The sequence below is a fragment of the Rheinheimera sp. 1928-s genome, from assembly GCF_029269265.1.
Lineage (GTDB): Bacteria > Pseudomonadota > Gammaproteobacteria > Enterobacterales > Alteromonadaceae > Pararheinheimera.
In genome coordinates, this window is the sequence record NZ_JARIXP010000001.1 from 869792 (window position 1) to 888623 (window position 18832).

Annotated in this window: 15 protein-coding genes; 11 read left to right on the top strand and 4 right to left on the bottom strand. The window is 45.6% G+C overall.

The genetic code is table 11. The annotated features are described in order from the left end of the window. The first annotated feature begins 124 nt into the window (after nucleotides 1–124). The 10 genes from P3C17_RS03860 (at nucleotide 125) to P3C17_RS03905 (ending at nucleotide 10159) form a co-directional block, all read left to right on the top strand. On the top strand, nucleotides 125–2065 hold the full coding sequence (locus P3C17_RS03860) for a hypothetical protein (protein ID WP_300928189.1): 1941 nt from the start codon (nucleotides 125–127) through the stop codon (nucleotides 2063–2065). Nucleotides 2066–2091: 26 nt separating this feature from the next. After that, entirely contained in the window at nucleotides 2092–3150 is a 1059-nt protein-coding gene (locus P3C17_RS03865) for a prolyl oligopeptidase family serine peptidase (RefSeq protein WP_300928190.1), read from the top strand. A gap of 40 nt (nucleotides 3151–3190) precedes the next feature. Beyond that, the gene (locus P3C17_RS03870; protein WP_300928191.1) at nucleotides 3191–4009 is read left to right on the top strand and encodes a c-type cytochrome; all 819 of its coding nucleotides are present in this window, start codon (nucleotides 3191–3193) and stop codon (nucleotides 4007–4009) included. A gap of 467 nt (nucleotides 4010–4476) precedes the next feature. Next, entirely contained in the window at nucleotides 4477–5019 is a 543-nt protein-coding gene (locus tag P3C17_RS03875; RefSeq protein WP_300928192.1) for a hypothetical protein, read from the top strand. A gap of 107 nt (nucleotides 5020–5126) precedes the next feature. Continuing rightward, nucleotides 5127–5696 (top strand): hypothetical protein, encoded by a 570-nt coding sequence (locus tag P3C17_RS03880; RefSeq protein WP_300928193.1) that lies wholly within the window; start codon nucleotides 5127–5129, stop codon nucleotides 5694–5696. Nucleotides 5697–5799: 103 nt separating this feature from the next. After that, nucleotides 5800–6246, top strand: a complete 447-nt coding sequence (locus tag P3C17_RS03885) for a hypothetical protein (RefSeq protein ID WP_300928194.1) — start codon at nucleotides 5800–5802, stop codon at nucleotides 6244–6246. A gap of 292 nt (nucleotides 6247–6538) precedes the next feature. Then, nucleotides 6539–6943: a hypothetical protein gene (locus P3C17_RS03890; RefSeq protein ID WP_300928195.1), complete on the top strand. Its 405-nt coding sequence runs from the start codon at nucleotides 6539–6541 to the stop codon at nucleotides 6941–6943. A gap of 99 nt (nucleotides 6944–7042) precedes the next feature. Then, nucleotides 7043–7276 (top strand): hypothetical protein, encoded by a 234-nt coding sequence (locus P3C17_RS03895; RefSeq protein WP_300928196.1) that lies wholly within the window; start codon nucleotides 7043–7045, stop codon nucleotides 7274–7276. Between the two features lie 712 nt (nucleotides 7277–7988). After that, nucleotides 7989–8882 carry a hypothetical protein gene (locus tag P3C17_RS03900; RefSeq protein ID WP_300928364.1) on the top strand — a complete coding sequence of 298 codons (894 nt, stop codon included), beginning with the start codon at nucleotides 7989–7991 and terminating at the stop codon, nucleotides 8880–8882. A gap of 272 nt (nucleotides 8883–9154) precedes the next feature. After that, a complete protein-coding gene (locus P3C17_RS03905; RefSeq protein ID WP_300928197.1) occupies nucleotides 9155–10159 on the top strand; it encodes a serine hydrolase domain-containing protein in 1005 nt (334 codons plus the stop codon). A gap of 172 nt (nucleotides 10160–10331) precedes the next feature. Here the strand turns inward: P3C17_RS03905 and P3C17_RS03910 are convergent, their stop codons facing one another. Next, on the bottom strand, nucleotides 10332–11222 hold the full coding sequence (locus P3C17_RS03910) for an ADP-polyphosphate phosphotransferase (protein WP_300928198.1): 891 nt from the start codon (nucleotides 11220–11222) through the stop codon (nucleotides 10332–10334). 544 nt (nucleotides 11223–11766) lie between these two features. Between P3C17_RS03910 and P3C17_RS03915 the strand changes: the two genes are divergently transcribed. Further along, nucleotides 11767–13014 carry an MFS transporter gene (locus P3C17_RS03915; RefSeq protein ID WP_300928199.1) on the top strand — a complete coding sequence of 416 codons (1248 nt, stop codon included), beginning with the start codon at nucleotides 11767–11769 and terminating at the stop codon, nucleotides 13012–13014. A gap of 56 nt (nucleotides 13015–13070) precedes the next feature. On the opposite strand, the gene P3C17_RS03920 is transcribed toward P3C17_RS03915, so the two are convergent. From P3C17_RS03920 to P3C17_RS03930, 3 genes are all read right to left on the bottom strand, one after another. Next, nucleotides 13071–14582, bottom strand: a complete 1512-nt coding sequence (locus P3C17_RS03920; protein ID WP_300928200.1) for a tryptophan halogenase family protein — start codon at nucleotides 14580–14582, stop codon at nucleotides 13071–13073. Next, on the bottom strand, nucleotides 14579–16087 hold the full coding sequence (locus P3C17_RS03925; RefSeq protein WP_300928201.1) for a putative 2OG-Fe(II) oxygenase: 1509 nt from the start codon (nucleotides 16085–16087) through the stop codon (nucleotides 14579–14581). Before P3C17_RS03925 ends, P3C17_RS03920 begins: the two co-directional genes overlap by 4 nt. 97 nt (nucleotides 16088–16184) lie before the next feature. Further along, nucleotides 16185–18671 (bottom strand): TonB-dependent receptor, encoded by a 2487-nt coding sequence (locus tag P3C17_RS03930; protein ID WP_300928202.1) that lies wholly within the window; start codon nucleotides 18669–18671, stop codon nucleotides 16185–16187. Nucleotides 18672–18832: the final 161 nt, after the last annotated feature.

Consider the following 18832-nt stretch of genomic DNA (forward strand, 5'->3'; position numbering starts at 1 on the left):
AGATATTGGCCTTCGTATTGGCGTTAGTATTGAAAAATCTGCTTGTTTTCAGCGCAATAACTATGCTGGACAGGGTGGATCTGGCTATGTTAAAACAAATAAATGTTAACTAAATAAGCTAAAAATGAAACGGATTTCAATTTTTATTCTGGCTGTAGTGGCGTTACTCTTTTGGTACTTCAAGCCAACAACAGAGTTAACTTCTGATATTTCTGCATCTGCCAGCATAGAGCCTCACCGAAATCTTACACAACGAACGACCGATCAAAGCTTGCCTCTGCCAAAGCAAATTAAACAGTGTTACGCAGAATCAACGCAAATCAGAACAACAATCTCGGATTTTGAACAACAGGTGAAAAAAGAGCTCGTGGCCGCCTTTGAACAGGGTCAGCTGATCGAAACATTACTGAGTTATGACAGCCAGAACAGCCTGAACAATTACCACTATAGTTCCATGGTGTTTGAAGCCGCAGCTCATTATGCTGGAAAAGAACTTCAGGTGGCGCAACCGGAGCACGCAGAGCAACACGTTGAACAATTCAATGAGCTTGCAGAGTTAGGTAAAAAGGAAATTGCTGAGGCTGCGGTGCAGCAAGAAACTTTTCAGCTTTTTTATCCTATAGCCCCACTGAGGATCCACGGAAGTTTTGTTTTTTCTTATTCTTTGTTGTTGCTGAATGTTGCATTGGAATTGCCTGAGACTGAGTTTGCTGAACTCATTCAGGGGAAAAGGTTTTATCCTCACGAAATTGCTCATGCGATAGACGTTGGGCTGCCGGCTGGGCATATAGCTTTGTTAATCCGCAACAGCATTACACTGCAAGGAGTACCTGCTTTTTACACCCTTAGCAACTCCCCCTTTGGTGCACTGAATCTGGCGGATGTAGCTGCGGCCAGATGGCGTACTGATGTGCTGAAGCTGTTGAAAGAACAGAATATAAAACCTACCAACATAGACGGTATGGTGACAGGACTGGATTATGCTTTGTTTAGCAGCCCTGCAACAGTGGGCACTGATACTCAGGTGCAGGTGGTGCAGTACCTGATTGCTGAAGGTTATAAAACCCATCTGCAACCAGTAGAAGAAGATTTATATGAAGTTAGCAGCGAATTTTTATCAAGCAGAAACCTTCAGGATCCAAAACTACTGGCACTGATAAAAAATCAGTTAATCAGCCCCTCAGCTTATGAAAAAACTCAGCCACCTGAAGCATTAAAAATGCTGTTTCGCAGCATCAGTGAGCAGGGAAAACTGCTCACTGCAAAACGACAACAATGTGATCAATTGGAACATCAGCGGAAGAAGCATGCTGAGTTGTTGTCCCGCGATGAAATCTCAAGTTTAATCAGAACTTCATCTTCAGAGCCACAAGGGAAAGTCTCGCTGGCTGAACTGCATCAGCTTGATCCTGCGCTGGTGGATCGGTATCTGACTTCTTTTTACCATACTGAGAGACCTCGTCAGGACGTTGAGCAGAGCCTGATCACATTAGCCGGAGACGGCTATGCACTGCAGGAGTTTACTGTCCGAACAGCACTAAATGCTGCTGAGACTGCTGTGCTGCTAACTATAGTCAGCAATAATTTAGCGCTGCTACCTGCCTGGCAATTCAGAAAACACCCTGTCGCTCCCACTGATTTGATGGCGTTTTACAACAAACCAGCGGTGTTTTGGTTGCAACTTCAGCAATCAAAATTTGATCTCCATCTGCTGGATAGTCAGGATCAGAATTTATATCGTATGGCATTTTCAAGCTCTGTCGAAGCGGTCGAGCTATTGATTGAACAAGGCGTTGATCCTTTACGTCCGCAATTTGGTTCGGATGCTTTGGATTATGTGCTGGATCACAGTTATATCAACGCCACTTTGCATCCTGTGTTGCCGAAGATCATTGAGTTTGTGCAACAGCCTGAACCCAGCCACTTGGCCAGAATGAAGCGGCTGCAAAAGTTTCAGCCAGAGATTTATCAACACATTATTCAGCTAAAGCCTGAGTTAATACCAGAGGACAGTCAACAAATGAACAAGGTATTAAGCAGTCCACGACTGTCTGGCCCAGAGTAGTTTTATTTAAAAAAAAGGAAGTTGTAGTGAAGACATCGATGTTGTTCATTTTATTAATCGCAGGGGTTCATCTGCCTGCTTTGGCTGAAGCAACAAGTACAGCACCAAAGGCAAAAGCTCCGGCCCAAACCGAACTCTTTAGCACTGCGGCCAGTTTGCAAAAAAGCCGTAGCTGTTTTGGCGGGCCTTTTCAAAGTTACGATAGCTACATTGCTTTCCGGCTCAAAATGGCAAAAAAACAGCCAAACTTTTCCGAAGCCAAACTACGGGCTCAACTGCCTCAGGCTGATTATGAAGGTTTCATACAGACTCTGGATTGCCAGGACTTTGTTTATAGAGTCGGGGACGTACCTGTTCGTGGTTTTATGATTAAACCTAAACAGATCAGCGGTAAAGCCCCTGTGGTGATTTATAACAGAGGCGGTAATGCCGGTTATGGTCAGTTGGTATTTGGTTTTGTAATGCATGAGCTGATGCCGATAGCTGCACAAGGTTTTGTCGTGATTGCCAGCAACTATAGAGGGCAACATAACTGGGGGAAAGCCGCAGTGAGCAATGCCGGGTTTGATGAATTTGGTGGTGCTGAGTTAGAAGACGTAAAAGCTTTAGTGCCTATAGCTCAGGGAATGAAAGACGTAGATGCCAACAGAATGGCGATGTGGGGCCAAAGCCGAGGTGGCATGATGACTTATATGCTGGCCAAATCTATGCCTGAACTGAAAACCATAGTCGTAGCAGCTGGTGCTACCGATTTAGCGAAAGAGCTGGAAATTCGTCCGGCCATGGAAAAAGTGTTTGAAGCACGGATCCCAAACTACAGCAGCAATAAAGTTGCAGCTTTGGCTGAGCGCTCAGTGTTGTTATGGCCTGAACAGTTACCGGCAGACATGCCAATTTTGATCCAACACGGTGATCAAGATAAACAGGTGTCGGTTCGTAATGCAGAACAATTAGCCTTGAAATTGAAGGAATTAAATCACCCACATCAATTGTTGATTTATCCGGGCGCTGATCATGGTTTTAACCCCGTGCGGGCCAAAGCGCGGCAGGATATGATCAACTGGCTGAAGCAATATTTAGGCTAAGCTGTTTTAGTCCATCGGCAGCATAAGGTTAAAAGGGGCAATGATGTTTAAAACTACTTTATTGATTATGCTGTGGTTTATGTCCTTTTACTCCTTTGCTGCCAAGGCGCAGCAACTGCTGATTAAATTACCACAACAAGAACACAACTGGACTCTGGCGGACATTAAACAAAAAGTACCAGTGCAGCACATCAAGCTATTTGACCCTGTCTACAACAGCGAAAAAAGCTTTGAAGGCGTGTCTTTACTGCAACTGTTAAAAGCTGCTGGTTACAAGCTGGGCCAAGCTGCAGATGAAGTGGTGCTGACGGCTTCTGATGGCTATGCGCCCAGCATGCCACTTGATTATTTGTTGGATGACCAGGCTGTACTGGTATTTGCCGAAACCGGCAAAAAGGATTTTGATTTTGCCCCAGTCGCCCAGGGCAAAGCTATGGTGTCGCCTGCACCATTTTACTTAGTGTGGAAACAAGGCAAAGCAGTAGAAAAAACCAGACCCTGGCCTTATCAGTTGGTAAAGCTGGAGCTGGTCAGTTTTCAGCAACAATACCCCAAACTCTATCCAACCAACGCGACACAAAACTCAGCGGCATATCAGGGCTTTTTGCTGTTTAAACAAAGTTGCATCAGCTGCCATTCCATCAACCTGCAAGGCGGCGAATTAGGCCCGGAGCTTAACGCGCCAAAAAACATCACCGAATACTGGACAGAGGATCACTTAAAAGCCTTTATCCCGAATGCATCAGGTTACAGATACAAAAGCAAAATGCCCACTTTTCCGCAGTTTAGCGCAGAGGATATCGACCACTTAGTGGCGTATTTAAAGCATATGAAGGATTATAAAATTCAGTTGCCTTAGTGGCTTAGCTGGCGTGTTAAAGATCCAACCTTTGTGTAGCAGTCAGGTAGCGGCGGAATGTGCATAGTCTACGCAGACACGCCGTAAACCCATCCATGGGGGCTCGCCTTTCGCTATCCCTGCGAAAGACGGTGTGCTTGGCACTTTGCCCATCCTCGCTTTGGCGTAGTGCTGTTTTGTTCGTCAAACTGGCTTTGGTTATATCTCTGGATTAGTACAGAGTGTTATTTGCTCTAATCTTAAAACAGCTAGGCTTTGAGCGAATCAACAGGTACATCTATTTGTTGCTGAAACAGGAAAATCGATCTAATTTAGAGACTTAGCGTGGATCGACCTAAAAATAACAGGCCAGAGAAAAGAAATAACGTGCCAGCACGCTTTGGGTCTCAGCTAGTAGTGCTAGGTTGCGATACGTTTTTTTTTAATAAGTTAACGCTGGTTTTTCTTCTGGTAGAACCAGAGAAAGTGTGCCGGCACAATATACAAATGTTAGGGTTCTTATGCTAAATCCAGTTGCAGTTAATAACCTTGAAGCGGAGTGCCAAGAACTATTTTCAAAACTTTCATCGCTTCAAAGTGAAATTAAAGAAAAAATGTCAGCCTATTCTGATGGGAAAAATCTCAAAGGAAATGAAATTGTTGGCTGGCTTGGCGAAATCTATGGAAAGCTTCTATTTGACGGAAAGCTTGTAGATGACCAAAAAGAACACGATTTTGTTTCAGCTTCTGGCTCTCTCGTATCAGTTAAAACAAGAAAAGGCTGGGCTTCTGGATGGAGAAAAACCAGCGCCATTCCAAAGATCGAAGGCGTCGAATGTCCCACACACCTGCTGTTCATCCATTTAAATGATGATTATTCAATTGACCTAATGTGGATGTTTGATTGGCATAAAATTATTTCAGAAGATCGCTTTAAAAAACACGTAGTACGAGGTGAGCAGCGCTCATTTACTTTTACTATTAATGAGGCAAAAGATAAAGATCATGTCATCTATGCTAAAAAACCCTAACAAGTGGTTCAAGCCGTTCGCTTCGCTCACTCGGGACGAGCTAAAGCCCGCCTCTTAACCAAGCGTTATGAGTTCTAGGGTTCTAAACTTTGAGAGGAAATAATATTTTGAGTTATAAGATTAGGTTTGAGGCTGCTCTAGGTAAGACTAAAGAGTTAGGTTTGATGTTTCAAGGTGTCCAATACCCTTTTCAAGCACCATTAAGCTTTGAAGTAAAGCGTAAAGTACTGCAGTCATGCGTAGATGTCCTATTCGCTCATGGCTACCAGAATTCGTCAAGTTTAGCTGGGAAATGCACACCAATTCATTTAATGATGCACCGATACTTAAAAGATGAACTAGGTATAGATAGTTATATAACAATAGGGGATTATTATTGGAATGATTATATCTACTGTGAAATGTCATATGAAATTATTAAATCCGAACTGACACAGCTTGATATTACTAAACCTCTTAAAGCACATGTTTGGTTGACTCTTACTGATGGGACAATAATTGATTGTACTCTCCAAGGTCATGCTGATTTGTTATTTAATCGAGGGGATTTTCCAGTAGAAAAATGTCTCACGATCGTTGAGATCAATAGCTCAGAAGATGAGGTGAGTGGCTATCATAGACCTTACTTAGTTGGTTCTGATTTTCTGATGAAAGCATGTGCTATGTATGTGATGTAGGCAACTCAAACGTATAACAAACGCCAGCACAACGAACCTTTGGCGATCGACTCACAACAAATTGCTCGCGTGTGTGACGTGCGTTATGTACCAGGGGGCCAAAGTGTTTAAATTCTGGTTTATTGCTATTTTTGTCATTTTCAGTAGCGAAACTCTCGCTTGCAGTTGCATCGGTTATGACATTGAGGAAAGCTACAATGAATATCCTTACGTATTTGTTGGTACTGTTGAAGGAATTGAAACTATTGAAAGAAGGGAACCCGGTTCATGGTTTAGTTATTACGAGTTGAGGCAAGTGACGCTAAAACTGGATAAGGGTTACAAAGGAAACTACGACAAAAAAATAGTAGTTACAACCCGGCCTGGTAATGGTGCCTGCGGCTTCCCTTTTAAATTAAATGTGCAGTACGCTGTGTTTGCTTATCAGGATAAAAAAGATCTAGCCGTAAGCTCCTGCAGTCCAACTATCCACACAGAAAAACGTGAGGAATATTACGAAAAAGAGCGGTTAACAGTATTAAACTTTTTAGTTCGGCAAAATGGTAAATAACCATCGCCATCAAAAATAGGCCCGTTGGTGCTGGACTCGCAACACATTGCTCGCGTGTAAGACTTTGGGGGCAGGTCTCGCTGCTTGCCACAAAATAATTTTTTTGATGTAGTTTCAATGAGTTTAACGAAAATAAAAGCGGAAAAAGCGAGAGAAAATAGCTATCAGATCTGTCCTTAATATAACGGGGCAAGATGCAAGACCTGACGCTGAGGGCACTCGCTACGCTCTCAATTTTACGGTGAGCAAGGCGTTATGTGCAGAGCGCTAGCCAATAGAACAAGGAAAGTCCATGAAATTACTAAAGTTTATTAGAGAAAAAGCATTTAACGTTCTTGCTTATGTTTTCTTTAACAGAAAGCACTCATTGATCTTCTGTATTACCTTTTCATTTCTATCTCTAGCCACTGAGCTATTTGCGAAAATACCTGCCTTATTCTCATGCTCAGGCGCGGTCATCACAATCGCCGGCCTGTTTCTCAATATCAAGTACAGCTTAAATTTCCATCTAAAAATCCCTAAGATAAACCTCTACAACAAATTATCCGGCGCCGGAGTGTTTGGCACTAAATTTATGACGCCAGAACAAGAACACTGGGTCGACAACATAATATCTGACGAAGTATTTGGAGTTTCGTTCATGGTTGTAGGAACCATAATATGGGCATACGGCTCGTTCTTTATTGAGCTTCTGTAATACACATCACAACTGGTTCAAACCGTTCGCTTTGCTCACAGGGACGGCTAAAGCCCGCCCCTTAACCAAATGTTACATTTCAACGATGGATCAAGCTCAATGCAAACATTAGAAGATGGGTATGAACTGATATGCAAGTTTTTATCTCACGATCAACTCGTTTCCATAAATAGCGAAATTCAAAGTGTTGTATTTCCAGCTAAGGCTGGCGGTATCAGAAATGCAGAGAAAAAGTTTTCTTCTATTCGCGAGCTTGCGAGTTCGGAACAACTAACCGCTCAGGCTGCAAAATATCTTTCAGGCAGTGCAAGTTTAGTTCGGGCTATTCAATAAAACAAAAGATAATAACTGGCTGGTGACATGGCACCAAGACAGAACCGTAGCAGTATCCGAAAGATTCAAAAAGCTTGAATGGGGGCCTTGGAGTTTAAAGGATCAAGTCCACCATGTTCAGCCCCCAGTAGATGTGCTAAATCAAATGGTAACCTTTCGAGTTCACTTAGATGATACAAGTCTAAAAAATGGCTGCCTAAAAGTTTTTCCGAAAAGTCATAAGTTAGGCATTCTAGATCCCGGTTCTATTCGGGCATATGTACAAGATCATGAAGCTGTAGTTTGTGAGGCGCCAGCGGGGTCCGTTTTGGTAATGCGTCCGCATATACTACATTCATCTAGCAAGGCCGAAACTCCATCACAACGCCGGGTTTTGCATCTTGAATACAGTAGCTTTAAATTACCTTCTGGTGTCGCATGGGCGTAAAAATGTAACAAAGAAAAACCTCAAGGACAGGCCTGAACTTCGGGGTCGGGTCTTGCACCTTGCCCCAAAATACTTTATTGATTTAGTTTCAATGAGTTTAATGAACATAAAAACAAAAAAGAACAGAGAAAATTGCCAACAGACCTTTCCTTGATAGAGTTGGGCAAGATGAAAGACCTGGCCCTGATAGGTTTGTACCAACACTTTAGGCTCCGCGTAAAGTCAAAGGTTTCACCACCAGATGAATGCTAAATAACAAACTGAATTAAAAGGAAAAAATAAGTGATGGATCGTATTTGTAAGTTAGTTATTTTGCTGCTTTCTACACTCACTATGAGTAGCAATAGTTATAGCCAAGATGAATTTCCTGCACTCAAAGGCCCTTACCTGGGGCAAACCCCACCGGGTTTAACCGCCAGGCCCTTTGCACCCGGTGTTGTGAATACAGAAGAATGGGGGGACGCTGGTGGTTTCTCCCCAGACATGAACGAGTTTTTTGTCACCAGATGGAAACACTCTCGTGACGCCAGAGAACCGGAATCTGTCATTTTTAGAAAGGCGGGCGATCAGTGGCAGAAGATAGCGGTGCCGGCTGAAGAGCGCAGACCCTTTTACGCCCCAGACGGCAAAACCCTGCATTATGGTGCCAACTATAAGCAGCGCACAGCTGACGGTTGGTCAGAGCTGAAAAGCCTTGGTCCTGCTTTTGAAGCAATACAGATTATGAGCCTTGCAGCGTCAGCCAAAGGTACCTTAGTTTTGGACGAAAGAGGCAGTTCAGCCGGTGATGGAATTCTTCGGTATTCAAGGCTCGTGAGTGGTAAATGGCAAGACCCGAAGCCGCTGCCGAAGGAGATCAATACCGGCATATGGAATGCCCATCCATACATCGCCCCTGACGAGAGCTACCTGATGTGGGACGGTGAAAGAGAGAGCGGGTATGGCGACGCTGACCTCTATATCAGTTTCCGCCAGAAAGATGGCGCCTGGGGTGAAGCTATTAATCTGGGGGACAAGATAAATACAGCAGCTGAAGAGAGGGGCGCACAGGTCACACCTGACGGTAAATATCTCTTGTTCAATAGAATGGTGCCAAATGCAAACGGCAAGGCGGGCACTCAATCAGATTTATACTGGATCGAAGCGCAAATCATCGAAGACCTGAGACCCAAAGAATAATCCATATAACAACCGCAGAAAGTGCGATGCCAAAAGATGGTGCGCCTTCTGCGGGCGTTGAGGCTTTTAGGGAGAAATAATGGAAAACTCAATAAATGGTGAATGTCACTACAAAGCTCCAATTTACGCATTAAGCGAGCTTTGGTGTCAGGTTTTGCATCTTGCTCCAACTACCGCAAGTTGCGGGCTTTAAAACGAATTGTTGTCACGACTTGATAGGGTTATCCGGCTTGAACACATCGAAACGCCCAGTTTGGCTTATAAGAATCATCTTGGCTATCGTTGTAATAAGCTGCGTGGTGATATTCGTGCCTTGGCTTGCCGCCCGTGCTTATTTAGCTCCATTACCAGATACGGTTCAACAGCAAGTGGATGATGCTATTCATTATGACCTGGATGGCATTGTCCTGTATGTGGATGTAAAAGGTCAGGCTCCTCAGTTTTATGCTGCAGGCTGGAAAAATAGAAAGAATAAAGTGCCTGCGGATCCACATGCTTTGTTCAAGATTGGCAGTATCAGCAAGTTATATATTGCTGCTGCAACAGCCAAATTAGTCAGGTATCAGCAGTTATCCTTAGATGACACTCTCGCAAAACACCTGCCGGAACTGGAAGGACGAATAAAAAACGCAAACAAGATTACCCTTAAAATGCTGTTACAGCATCGTAGTGGCATCCCCGATTGGATTGACGACCCTGAGTTTCCATGGACCACATCATTGAAGGATGTGAATGAATATCTTGAATTGGTACTCGATGAACCCGCGGAATTTGAGCCGGACAGTTGTTACGACTATTCCAATACGAACTACCTGTTGATTGGTCGTATTCTCGACAAAACGTTAGGCTATGGCCATCAAGACTATATCCATAGTGAGATTTTGGCTCCTCTTCACCTGTCGCACACCTTTGGAGTATTGAGTGATGTAGACCTGAGCAAAGTCTCCAGTGGCTACTACACGGATTATGATGGGGACGTGAAAATGCTGGATATTTTAGTACCCGGTGGTTCTATGGTAGCGACAGCGGAAGATACAGGAATATTTCTTCGGGCACTGAATGATGGAACTTTATTCGATGATGTGGAGCAGGGCATTTATTCTTCCATCTACCTGTATGAGCATACGGGGTTGTGGCCAGGATATTCGAGCATTGCACGCTACCACAAGGATATTGACGCAGTGGTTATTCAGTTTGTTAACACAAGCGGTGGAAACTCCTGGATGGTGTCAGAAATAGTGTATGACCGCATTGTCAAAATTCTACACAAGCATTAGGCATTTGTCGGTTATGTCAGCTGTTGCTATAAATTCAGGCAGGTTTCTGAGCTGCTAATCAAAAGGTTGCCGTCGCACGTGAGGTTGTTGCGAAATGGACAAAGTCTGACCCTTAGGTGCTCACTATAATTTTTTGCATCTCAGTATATTGGTCTGGCTCAACTTCTAATGACTAAAGCTCACCCTGCAGTAACTTAGTGCGGATTTCTGCTAACTCTGCCCTGCGTGCATCAGTGGTTTCTGGATAAGCTAAATCCAGTTTGGCCAGAGTTTCGTTAATAATGGCGGAAATGATTAAGCGGGCATTTTTCTTGTCATCGGCCGGTATCACATACCAGGGCGCAACTTTGGTGCTGGTATTGCTTATACACTCGGCATAGGCACTCATGTAACTGTCCCAGTGTTGGCGCTGTGCTGTGTCGGCTTCGGAGAACTTCCAGTTTTTGTTGGGGTTGTCGATGCGGTCGAGGAAACGGCGGCATTGTTCTTCTTTAGACAGGTGTAAAAAGAACTTGATGACTTTAGTGCCGTTGCGCACCAGATGTGCTTCAGAGCCAACAATAGAACGGTAGCGATCTCGCCAGAAAGGCCCGGAGTTCAGGTTTTTGTACGGCAGTTTTTGCGCCTCTAATAGCTGGGGTTGCACCTTTACAATCAGTACTTCTTCGTAGTAAAAACGGTTGAAAATACCTATTTGCCCACGCTCAGGCAGGGCACAGTGGCTGCGCCAGAGAAAATCATGATCCAGTTCGGTGGCACTTGGGTGCTTGAAACTGTGTACCCGGCAGCCTTGTGGGTTTATGCCCGACATCACATGGCGAATAGCGCCGTCTTTACCTGCAGCATCCATCGCCTGAAAGATAATCAGCAGGGAATAACTGTTGTCGGCATAAAATAATTCCTGAGCTTTTTTCAGTTTGTCGGTGCTGGCGCTCAGCTGTTTTTTATAATCTTTTGAGGAGCTGTAGAGTGGTTCAGCCAGCGTGGCGTGCTGGTGCAAATCCAGTTTAGTGCCTGGGGCTACGGCATAATCGGCACTGCTGATCGTTGGCTGTTTTGTCATTTGTTATCACTCGCTGTAGGTAAATTGGCGTACTGATCTGTATTCAGGGTTTTCGTCAGATCGGCCTCTGGGTCAGGTTTTGTAACGCAGGTCATTTAGGCCCTCCGCTTTGAGTGTCGATTGAGCAGACCCATTTAGATAGCCCCCAATGGTGATAACACATAGCAGCCGTGACTGCCACCACATCTTTAAGCAGATAAACGATAAACAGAGCAAAACAGCTATCTCAGGGGCTTGTGTGTCACTAACGGGCTGGTTTGATTACACCTGCTTAGCACGACCATGCACCAACCCCTGTTGAAATAAATTTACGCCATAGTTGAATTTTTATATTGCCACTTAAACGATTAAGTTGTAGTTTTAAAGCATAAATAAAAAGTAATAATCTGACATGCCAGATGACGTTGTCATTGAGCCCTGGGGAGGGTAAAGCGTGCCGGGTACCATGGAAGCCGACTACACTCAGCATTAAGCTGATTGGGGCGGTATTTCCTGATAAAAATCAGCATCGATAAAATCGAATGCGTTATGACAGGGTAGACCCATGCAACAAGTTCAAACTTTAAATGCGAGTTCGCCACCTTCATCCACAGCACCGCTTTCGCCCAGTGCTTTTACGCAGGTGAAGTGGATGACTTGCCTGATGTTTTTTGTCTTCGCTATGACCACAGATGCAGTGGGCGTCATTATTCCGCAAGTCGTCGCGCAGTTTCAGTTAAGCCTGACCGAAGCCGCAGCTTTTCATTATGTGCCTATGTTGTTTATTGGTTTATCCGGTTTGTTTTTGGGCCGTTATGCCGATCGCTTTGGCCGGAAAAAGGTGATCCTTGCCGGTTTAGCGCTTTACGCTATAGCTTGTGTGGCTTTTATTTTTGGCGAAAGCTTTTTGTATTATCTGCTGCTGTTGGGTGTCAGTGGTTTAAGCATAGGTTTATTTAAAACCGGCGCTTTGGCTTTAGTGGGCGATGTGAGTCCTGATGCCAACAGCCACACCAGACTGATGAACAGAGTCGAAGGTTTTTTTGGTTTAGGTGCGATATTTGGCCCTGCTTTGGTTGGCTTATTAATTGCGGCCTCCTTGGATTGGACTCAGCTTTATCTGTTGGCAGGGCTTATTTGTGCCCTGTTATTGGTGATGGCGTTACGACTGGATTACCCGGCTTATCAGCCACAACAACAAAGTTCAATTTGGCAAAGTCTGGCCTTGGTGAAAGATAAACATGCGCTGGGGTTTTCGCTGGCTATAGCTTGTTATGTGGCCACCGAAGTCGCCATTTTTGTTTGGTTGCCTACCTTGTTACAAAGTTACGATGGCAACTTCACTGTGCTGGCCGCCCACGCCATTACAGTGTTTTTTATTCTGCGCACAGCGGGTCGTTTTTTGGCCGAGTGGTTGCTGCTGCGTTTTAACTGGACAGCTTTATTAGCCTGGTTTGGCAGCGCTATTTTTATCTGTTTTGCGCTGAGTATGTATTTTGGCGTCGCTGCTGCTTTATGGCTGATGCCGCTGTCAGGGCTTTTTATGTCGATGATGTACCCTACGTTAAACTCCAAAGGCATCAGCTGTTTTCCACGTCAGCAGCACGGCGCAGCTGCAGGTTTAATTCTGGCTTTTACCGCCTTGGCTGCAGCTTTAGGGCCTTTGCTGATGGGGCTGGTTGGTGATGCGATGGGTGATGTACGTTATGGTTTTTATCTGGCGACAGGTTTTGCTTTGCTGTTAATGCTGGGGCTGTGGTGGAACCATTTTGTGCAACCTGCTGCCAGACGATTAGCGCTTGGGCATGATTAAGGTGTAAGGGCTTTGCACAAAACAAAGGCAGCCTTGGCTGCCTTTGTTGTTTTAGCTTAGAGCGGGGCGGCTTTACAGTATTGGTCTATATACTGCTGGTGAGTCGGTAAAGATAAAGCCGCAGCCTGCATCGCCTGACTGAGTTTAGCTAAGCGCTCTGCACCTTCAATGCTGCGATACGCCAGCACCGCATCGGTTTTTTGTGGGGTATTAAACTGGCCTATATGCACGGCCAACCAACTGGTGTTGCCAAATAAATCCATTTCACCCGGAATTAAACGGCCCTGACGTTTAAATTGCTCTATCCGGTAATGTAGTGAGTCTGGCACTGGCATGGCGGCACAGTAACGCCATAATTCGCTGTCATCCCGCTCTGTCAGCTTGTAATGCAGAATAATAAAGTCGCGGATATTTTCTATTTCGCGAATAGCTACTCTGTTGTATTCCTCTGTCAACAAAGGGTCAAAATCTTTATCTGGAAACAGCGCTAACAGCTTGGCTATACCGGCCTGAATTAAATGAATACTGGTAGATTCCAGCGGTTCTAAAAAGCCACTGGCAAGGCCTATGGCCACCACGTTTTTAGTCCAGAACAAGTTGCGTCGTCCTGTAACAAACTGCAGCATTCGGGGTTCAGCTAAGGCCTTGGCTCCGAGGTTTTGCAGCAGAATATCCTGAGCTTGCTGCTCACTCATAAAGTGGTTACTGAATACATGGCCATTGCCGGTGCGATGTTGCAGCGGAATACGCCATTGCCAGCCAGCCGCATGAGCTGTGGATTTGGTGTATGGGGTAAAGTCGCCACGTTCACTGGGTACTGCCCATGCTCTGTTGCATGGCAGCCAGTGTGACCAGTCCTGATAACCGGTTTTTAATGTGTCTTCAATCAATAAACCCCGAAAGCCGGAGCAATCGATAAACAGCTCACCTTCCACCAACTGACCGTTATCCAACTGCACTGCTTCAATAAAACCTGAAACAGAGTGTTGTTTTACCGCACTGATTTTACCTTCGATACGCAGCACGCCTTTGGCTTCGGAGTACTGGCGTAGATAGCGGGCATAAAGGCCAGCATCAAAATGATAGGCATAATCATGGGTAGATAATACATGGCGAGGATCTGTGACTGGGGGGGCGAAACGGCCCTGCTGTGCTGCCACCCAGGCCATAGAATACTGATCAAAAGCTTCGGCTTTACCCTCACCCTTTGCCTGTAACCAATGATGATGCAGGCTGACCAAATCAAACTGGCGGCCATAACTGCCAAAAGGGTGGAAATAACTATAGTTTTGCCGCCCCCAGTTGATGAACTGAATGCCTAATTTAAAAGAGCCCTGAGTGGCGCGGATAAAGTCGTTTTCGTTTATGCCCAGGCTTTGGTTGAATAAGCGAATGGGCGGAATAGTGGCTTCGCCCACTCCTACTGTGCCTATTTGCTCAGATTCAATCAGCGTGATCTGGCAGCCTTGTTGTAATGCATTACTTAAGGCAGCAGCTGTCATCCAGCCTGCTGTGCCTCCGCCCACTATCACTATTTTTTTTATGCTGTTGTTTTCAGAATAGCTCATCCGGGCTCTCCGCTAATAAAAGGCTGAGGTTCAATATCAAAGGCCAGAGTTAAACGTTCACCCGACTCAAAAGGTACTGTGTTATGCCATAAGATCGACGGAAATAACACCAGAGTACCAGCTTGTGGTTGGTGCTGCAGTTGAGGGTCTAATGGCAGCTGAAGCTCAGTTGGTGGCGCGCCAAATTGCAGCCAGCCAGCAGGTGCTTGCCCCAGCTGTTCTGCGGCTGGGATCTCAAGGTGCAAAGCTGCACTGATCCAGCCGGATGGATGGGTGTGGCTGACATTAAAGCCCTGAGTTTTTAATAAAGTGGACCAGCTGCCGCTAAAACGACTGCGGCCTTGTAAAGCCCGATCGCGTGTTCGTCCTAACAAAGGATGTGTAGCTACTGTGTCTGGCAGTTGCTCTACGTAGCTTTTTACTGCGGCTTTTAGCTTTTGTTTTAGCAGCTGCAGCGGTTGTTCATGGCGCAGTAGAATATTTTGATCAGTTTGGGTTCCACCACGCACGGATTGCTGGGCAAAAGGCGCTTTGGCTTTATGTAAGGAGCGCAACACAGAGCACAACACAGTTAATTCAGTAGCGCTTAACTGCAAATCAAAGGCTTTCACAAACATAGGTTCGGTGTCCAGCCACTTGGCTTTTTGCTCACCTGATTGAGCACCCAACAAGCGCCAAATCAAAGAGATATAAGGCCAGAACACAGTGGCTGATGCAGTTTCAAGCCAGGGCAGGGCACTTTGCTCTGCAGCTTGCACATCGCCATGGCGCAGCTGAAATCGGGTTAACGCCATAGCCCGCAGCGGATCTTGTACCTGACTTGTTTCTGCAAATAACAAGGCCGCTTTTATGCTGTCGCCTGATTCGGCTGCGACAAAAAGCCTGGCTAAGGTTAGTTGCAATTGCTGACCACAATGCTGTTCGGCTAACCCTAAAATCTGCTCACACTTTTGCCATTGTTTGAGCTGAGCATAACAGCGAAACCAGTCCAGCCAGAGTGTCAGGTTTTGAGGTTGTTGCGTGCAGGCTTGTTGATAACTGTCAGTAAAATGGCCCGCATCACCTGATGTAAAACGCATACTGCTTAGTAATTTATGACCATCCAGCCACAGCGGATGAGCCGCCAGATTTTGTATTAAAAGTTGCTCTGCCAGTTGCTGTTCACCATCAGCGGCCAACGCCAAAGCTAAGCCACGGTAGGCATGTAAATCACCCGGAGTCAGAGTGGTGAGCTGATAAAAATGATCGACAGCAGAGTAACCTGCAAAGAAGCGGCTTTGCGCCAACGCCATCAGGGTTGAGGCATCGGATGGTTGCAGAGCTGCGGCCTGACTAAAGGCATGCACTGCTTCTGCTTCATATTGTTCTTCATGCCAGGCAAAACCAGCTAATTTCCAGGCGATAAAATCGTCCGGCACCAGCTCCAGATGCTGACGCAGCAGCGGTAAGGCCAGATCGGCCCTGCCTTGTTGCAGATGCTGTTGTGCCAGTTGAACTCTGGTCATGCAGTGTCCTTGAAGCAAGTTAAAGCAGTAAACTGAAAAAGCTGGCAGAGTAAAACTTACTTTGCCAGCTTTTTTTCAGTGTTGTCTTAACTACAACTTAGAAAGTGACAGTCACTGAAGCTGTGGCTGTTCGGCCAATCACAGGATTACCTGAAATAACAGTCGGACTCACTGACGCGTCTGCCAATGCGCCATTACCACGAATATCAAACTCGTCTGTCAGGTTGTACACCTGAAAGCCAAATTCCAGATTATCAGTAGGGCTGTATCTGATGCTGCCCCCTAAAGTGTAGTTATCAGGATATTCGTTACCGGCACCGTCAATAGCTGTTGTCTGGCCTGTGATATTTAAACCCGTCACCCACTGATCATTAATATGATAGTTGGAGGATAAGGTATAAATTAAATCAGGAATACCGTCAGCCCGGGTCCAATTGGTTGCGCCTGCCGACAGTTTTTCTGCATCCGAATAAGTGGCATTACCCACCAGTGAGAAATCGCCAATCCGCACTGTACCTAGAATTTCAGCACCCTGAGATTTGTATTCAGCGTCAATAACACAACCACCTGCCACACCACCACAACGGGTTGCAGACAACTCATAGGTGCTTTGTTTAAAGTCACCTTTAAGTAAAGTCAGCTCAAAAGTGTAATAGCCATCCATCACTTCACCGCGGCGTTTTACACCCAGCTCGTACTGATTGACAAAGTCGACGGCTGAAGTTAACCCTTGCTGATTCAGCGAACCATCGGCATTAATTTTGCCGCTGACAGTCTGGCGGTCACCATTAAAACGGCCACCTTTGGAAGCTCTGGTAAAGAGGCTGGTGTCTTCGTTGAGTTTATACAAGCCACCAACTGTCCATGAAGTGTAGCTGACAGAGTAGTTCAGGTTTTCACGGGCACCATTGGAGATCAGGGTTGGAATAGCAACACCATCAACCACAGTGTTAAATACTTCACCGCCCGCTGCTGTCCAGCCTGAAGCGTCGACTGTATCGCGGCGTACACTGGCATCCAGCGTATAAAGATCAGTGTCAAAATCCAGCGCCAGATAAGGGGCTGTATCTGTGTAGGCTAAATCGTAATCACGGGCGTTGGCACTGCCCCAGTTGTCGTTAAAGCCTGCAATACCATTGGCTGTCAGTTGATTGCCTGCGTCATCAAATAAATCCAGCATTGCCGGGTTATCGCCGCTGAGTTCAGAATAAGTTCTGTTGGTATGCCAGTCGGCAGCCACATTCTGATTCATATAAAAATAACCAGCCCGGGCGGTAAAGGTGTTATCACCTATAGCAAATTCTTTAGAGATGGCTAAATCGTTGACAAAACTGCCGACATCACGAATGTTGGTGTTTACATTGGTGTTGTTGTTCAGATAAGCCGAATCGTAGAGCTCGCCTGCATTAGGGCCGTTAGCAAAACGAATACTGTCGACTACCGCACCATTGACGGTAGAACCTAAAACACTGGCTGTGGTGGCTGCATTAAAGAATGGCGAGGTGAAACCACCGCTCATATCAGTCCAGCGCATTTTATTGTCCAGTACTATTTCGTTTTTAAATTCGTAATGCAGTTCATTGCCCAGTGAAAACGACTCTGTGGTAATGCCTGACATATCCACACGCTCTGTTACACCGTCACGGTTGACGATCAGAAACTCCTGATTGTGGATAGAGTAGTTCGATTGATTACGGCCATCAAAACCAGGGTAGGGGCGTAAATCCGTGAAGCTGTTGCCATCATAGTTGGCCAGGGCAGGAGCTCCGGTGTAATTTGGTTCCTGAGTATCTGCAAATTTGACCAGTACTCGGAAATAGCTGCTTTGGTCTTCAAAAAACTTAGTGACGTTGGCTTTTACCTGTGCACTTTCGCTGACATTAAAAGCCGCGTCCAGTGGGCCTTTGCCTTGTTTCACATAACCACCGACATGGAAATTCACACTGTCACTGGCTGCACCACCATAACGGAAATCAACTTTTTTCTCGTCATGACCTACGCCAGTATTCAGACGAAGTAAACCACCATCTATGTCACCATAATTACTGATGTAGTTGATAATGGCACCTGGTGACTGAGAGGAGAAGGTTCCGGCCGTACCACCACGCACCCCTTCAACCCTGTCGACGCTGGAATCAAAGCGGGTCCAGTAGTCGTTATTACCAAACTGCAAGTCACCAAACAGCACTGTAGGTAAACCATCTTCCTGAATTTGTACAAAAGGCGAACCACCAGTAGCTACTGGCAAACCCCGCACCGCAATATTGGAATTACCACCAGGACCGGCAGTACCAGCCACCTGAATACCAGGGATCATGCGGAATACTTCAGCTTCTGAGCTGGGCTGGAAATCTTTGATCATCTCTGCATCGACGCTGGTGACCGCAATAGCAGATTCAATCTGGGTACGGCCCGGCACACTGCCTGTGACCACTATGGTTTCAAAGGCTTCGGTTTCAGCTTTTTCTGTGCTTGCAGCTTCTGTAGCTGCAGTGCTTTGTGCCCACAAAGGGCCAGCTGCAATAAGTGAAGATGCGAATAATACCTGCCGTACTGCAATTGAAACTTTCTGTTGCTTGAACATTGTATTTGCCCCCTGTCGGGTAGTTACTTAATCGATTAAGTTATTTTTTTATAAAAAAGCAACTGCCAGCTTTTTGCTATAGAGTCGCTTTTTTGAATCATTGGATGAAGTTTTTTAATTCATCTCTTAATCGTTTTACTTCCGAATTAAACTGATGTCAA

Coding starts and splice junctions, on each gene's coding strand:
- P3C17_RS03860 (WP_300928189.1), top strand. CDS start 125: ATGAAACGGATTTCAATTTTTATTCTGGCTGTAGTGGCGTTACTCTTT.
- P3C17_RS03870 (WP_300928191.1), top strand. CDS start 3,191: ATGATGTTTAAAACTACTTTATTGATTATGCTGTGGTTTATGTCCTTT.
- P3C17_RS03890 (WP_300928195.1), top strand. CDS start 6,539: ATGAAATTACTAAAGTTTATTAGAGAAAAAGCATTTAACGTTCTTGCT.
- P3C17_RS03895 (WP_300928196.1), top strand. CDS start 7,043: ATGCAAACATTAGAAGATGGGTATGAACTGATATGCAAGTTTTTATCT.
- P3C17_RS03900 (WP_300928364.1), top strand. CDS start 7,989: ATGGATCGTATTTGTAAGTTAGTTATTTTGCTGCTTTCTACACTCACT.
- P3C17_RS03910 (WP_300928198.1), bottom strand. CDS start 11,222: ATGACAAAACAGCCAACGATCAGCAGTGCCGATTATGCCGTAGCCCCA.
- P3C17_RS03915 (WP_300928199.1), top strand. CDS start 11,767: ATGCAACAAGTTCAAACTTTAAATGCGAGTTCGCCACCTTCATCCACA.
- P3C17_RS03920 (WP_300928200.1), bottom strand. CDS start 14,582: ATGAGCTATTCTGAAAACAACAGCATAAAAAAAATAGTGATAGTGGGC.
- P3C17_RS03925 (WP_300928201.1), bottom strand. CDS start 16,087: ATGACCAGAGTTCAACTGGCACAACAGCATCTGCAACAAGGCAGGGCC.
- P3C17_RS03930 (WP_300928202.1), bottom strand. CDS start 18,671: ATGTTCAAGCAACAGAAAGTTTCAATTGCAGTACGGCAGGTATTATTC.